At 41.4% G+C, this 3,813-nt stretch carries 4 protein-coding genes; 1 reads left to right on the forward strand and 3 read right to left on the reverse strand.

Annotated features, from left to right (window positions below; genetic code table 11):
• The 3 genes from PHS07_04205 to PHS07_04215 form a co-directional block, all read right to left on the reverse strand.
• Positions 1–1,481, reverse strand: a 1,481-nt coding sequence (locus PHS07_04205; protein ID MDD4607496.1) for a hypothetical protein, incomplete at its 3' end; no start/stop codon positions are given.
• 5 nt (positions 1,482–1,486) lie between these two features.
• Positions 1,487–2,152: a hypothetical protein gene (locus tag PHS07_04210; GenBank protein MDD4607497.1), complete on the reverse strand. Its 666-nt coding sequence runs from the start codon at positions 2,150–2,152 to the stop codon at positions 1,487–1,489.
• Between the two features lie 24 nt (positions 2,153–2,176).
• Positions 2,177–2,413, reverse strand: coding sequence for a hypothetical protein (locus tag PHS07_04215; GenBank protein ID MDD4607498.1), 237 nt, complete (start codon positions 2,411–2,413; stop codon positions 2,177–2,179).
• Positions 2,414–2,593: 180 nt separating this feature from the next.
• On the opposite strand from PHS07_04215, the gene PHS07_04220 reads away from it, so the two are divergent.
• Entirely contained in the window at positions 2,594–3,580 is a 987-nt protein-coding gene (locus PHS07_04220) for an integron integrase (protein MDD4607499.1), read from the forward strand.
• Positions 3,581–3,813: the final 233 nt, after the last annotated feature.

Genomic DNA, 3,813 nt, shown 5'->3' on the forward strand with positions numbered 1-3,813 from the left:
TTATCCTCGATTCCATTGGCAATTTGCATTGCTTGGTCAAAATTGTCCAGTTCTAAAAATAGACAACCGATTTCAAGAGCGAATAATGAGCCCCTTTTTTCTGGTTCGTCTATTTCTCCTGCCAACGAGACTAATTCATGAGCTAATGTTTGGGCAAATTCTTTCTTATCTTTCTTTATCAAAATTTTTGCAAGACTTAGAAGACTTTCTATTCTTTCTTCTAAAGAACCAGACTGCTTTACTATTTCGATGGCTTGATCAACCTTGTTGTTATTTACAAGAACACTTGCGATTTGGCAAATTGTTGCTACTTCGCTTTTCTTAAGGAGGTTCGAGTTAATTTTTTCATTAACAAATAATTCCCCAGACATTATTTGAAGGGCTTTCTCATTGTGCCCTAGATTGATCAGCAACTCACCTATTATGGCTAACAGGCCTATTTTACAGACTTGATTTTCTTCCGCCTGAGCGATGCTTAGGGCGCGATCCAAGAATTCTAATGACTTTTCACTTTTTTCATTCAATTTCCAAGCTAACAATACTAAATTTCTTATTTGATTATTCTTGTCGCCAGCGTCATTTATGTGCTCATCAAATAATTTTATTGCCTTTTCATTATGACCTTTGACAATATATTCGCTAATACAACCGACTAGTGATGATTCTCTAATATAGGGATTTTCTATTTGCAAAGCAGTCTGAGTTGCTTTATCTAGCTCCCCGGAATTTAAAAAATAAGAACATTTGGTTTGCCGTATATTCTCTTTGAAGAATCTGTAGTCGTTCTTAAATTTGATTTCTTCTGTGGCTTCCAAGAACAGGTCATTAAACTGTTGATGGAAAAGCCCGTTAGTAAGGGTAACCCAAGCAACGCAATCATCAATTTTCTTGGCCTTAATAAGCACTTCTTTTAAGATTTTTTTAGCCTTATCATTTTGATTAGTTTGTTGAAATGCGTTGGCTATTGCCAAGTTTGCTTCAATTAAATGAGTATTATCATCAATCTCTTCTGCATACTTCATAGCTTTATTTAATAAATCGATACAGTTTTCTTCCTCACCAAGTTTTTTGGCAGCGATTGCTAAATAGCATAAAGCATGAACTCGCCAACGATCTTTACTATTTTCACTGATAACCAAGGCGCATAAATTGAGTTGTTTTTCAGCTGCAGATAGCTGTTGAAGTAAGATTTCAATTTTTCGCAGTTCGCTAACCTTTTTGCCTGAAATTAGTGTTTCCCCAGATTGGAGTTTAACTGCTAGGTTTGCTTCCGGGTAATTATTTATTATTTCATTAATTTTCATGTGTAATTTTTTGTAAGTTACCAATGCTTCTGTGTAGCTTTTCGCTTTTTCCTTCATTTCTTGGTCATATTGTATTGCTTCTACATATAATTGATTTGCTTTTGCATTTGTGTCCATACAGCCAATTAAAAAATTGCACAGAATTAAAATGGTAGCAATTACAAGTTTTTTTATCATTTTATTTATTTCTTTATTATGGCTGCGTTCGTTTTGAACGAAATGCTAGCCTCGTCACTGTGGCCGGCAATTGTGAGACCACTGCGAACATTGAGCTCCTCAAGTAGACTTTCTACGCCAGAGGGCGGAATTGCAATGCCACGGTCGCCAATGAAGCACTCGAAATGGTTAGCGAAGAATGAAGAAACCCCCATTGACGTTAGCTCATGTGGATTGCATGTTCTTGCTGAAACTACTGATATCGCAGGAATAACAGTTACTCCTGCCTGCTCCGAGTAAAGAAAAATGAATGATGCTGGCGACAACGAAAGCATTTTTTCGCACTGCTTTTTCATGTCGTCGTAATCCTTAGTTGTGAATGAGGCGCTTGGCTCAACACGCTTGGCTTGAGCCAAGAAACCTTTGCTTACGCTAAAGTTAGGAATTGTTAGGGAAAAGGAACAAAGGAAGTCCGCGCCGAAACGTTTCTCCTGGCTATTACAGCCACGATCAGTAAACGTCTTAGCTGACCAATGGATACCACCAATCTTGGATTTGTTGATTGAGTGCTGGCAAATAGCCAAAAACCGATCGGTGATCTGAGGCTCTTGTTCAACTAGACGGGCTTGGTAGCCTTTAATGGCCTCGCCTGCGGCTTTACCGATTTTATTTGCTAGCTTTTTCGTGATCATAGTATTGCGAAACATAGTACCCCTCTACCAACGTGACCTAATCCACTCTAACATTTTTATAACACAGACTTCGCGAGTTTTGAAAGCAGAAAAAAGCTGGACAGTGCAATTAGTCATTCGAACAGGCACGCCAGAAAACGGCTGGTGCGGGACTTGCTTAGAATTATTCGAAAGCTCCCGTGCCATTAAGTTTTCTGGCACTTTGTAGAAGGCAACCAGACCAATCTTTTCTTCTGTCACTTGAGTCGAAATTCTTACCATTAGATCGTTTTCTTAACCTTGTTGCGGCACATATAGCTTGGGGTCAGGGTTTTGGTTATTTTGGTCTGCTTTTAATAGTTTAACCATTGATTAACTTGTAGGTTTGCCCTGATAATGTTACAATTCGGTTGGAAACAGGGCAAGTCTGCCTCCCAAAATTAACGTTTATGAGTCCATTTTATGGCCCGGAATAACGAAAGTCAACAACCGAAATTGCTCGATCAGGTTCGGCAATACATGAGACTCAAACACTATTCAATTCATACTGAACGCTCATATGTCGACTGGATTGTACGGTTTGTCCGATTTCACCGGATGAAGACAAGAGATGACCTTTTTCCCGGTGAAGCGAAAATAGAAGCCTTTCTCAGCGATCTTGCAATCAATAAAGACGTTGCTCCAGCCACCCAGAATCAGGCAATGAACGCCCTTGTCTTCCTGTACAAAAGGATCCTCGCACAACCTGTAACCGAAGAAATTTGCGCCGTCAGAGCAAACAAAAAAACCAGCCTTCCCGTCGTTATGACCCGACAGGAAGTTGCAACAGTCATCTCTCTGATGGAGGGAACCACTCAGCTTGTCGTTAAACTTCTTTATGGAAGCGGATTACGCATCATGGAAGCCGTCAGACTTCGTGTCAAGGACATCGATTACGAGATGAAACAAATTACCGTGCGCTCAGGAAAAGGAAACAAAGATCGTTTCACCACATTTTCGACAACCCTCATCCCTCTGCTCGACAACCATCTGGCCAGAGTTAAAACCATTCATCAACAGGATCTCGACAAAGGTTTCGGAGAAGTATTCCTCCCCGGCGCCCTCGCACGAAAATATCGCAATGCCGCCAAAGAGTGGGCCTGGCAGTATATTTTCCCCTCCCGTGATTTGTCGGTCGATCCCGGATCAGGTTTTACCCGGCGTCACCACATAGATCCAAGTGTGGTAAACAAGGCAATCAAAACCGCAGTCCGGCGCGCAGCGATCACCAAACGGATCAGCGCTCACACTTTCAGACATTCCTTCGCAACGCATCTCCTGCAGCGGGGAACCGATATCAGGACCATCCAGCAGTTGCTTGGTCATGAGGATCTGGCAACGACAATGGTTTATACCCACGTTCTGCAGCAGGGCGGGCACGGAGTGGCAAGCCCCCTGGACGATCTGTAAATTTGCCCCGGTATCGACTCGGCGCCGCTCAAATACTCGGGATATCTGATGCCATGCCCTGAAATAATTGTGGAATATTGAAAAACCCTATCTCAAGCCGAACAATAGCAACGCTATTTTTCGGTATTCCTTAGAAGTTTGAAATAAGCTTCCGCGTCGCTTATACTAACTCAAACTGAAAAATATCCTTACACACAGGTGAAACATGAAGGAAAAAATCCTAAAAGCTTTAT

It is taken from the genome of Patescibacteria group bacterium, assembly GCA_028707495.1.
Taxonomy (GTDB): Bacteria; Patescibacteriota; Patescibacteriia; order UBA2591; family JAQWAS01; genus JAQWAS01.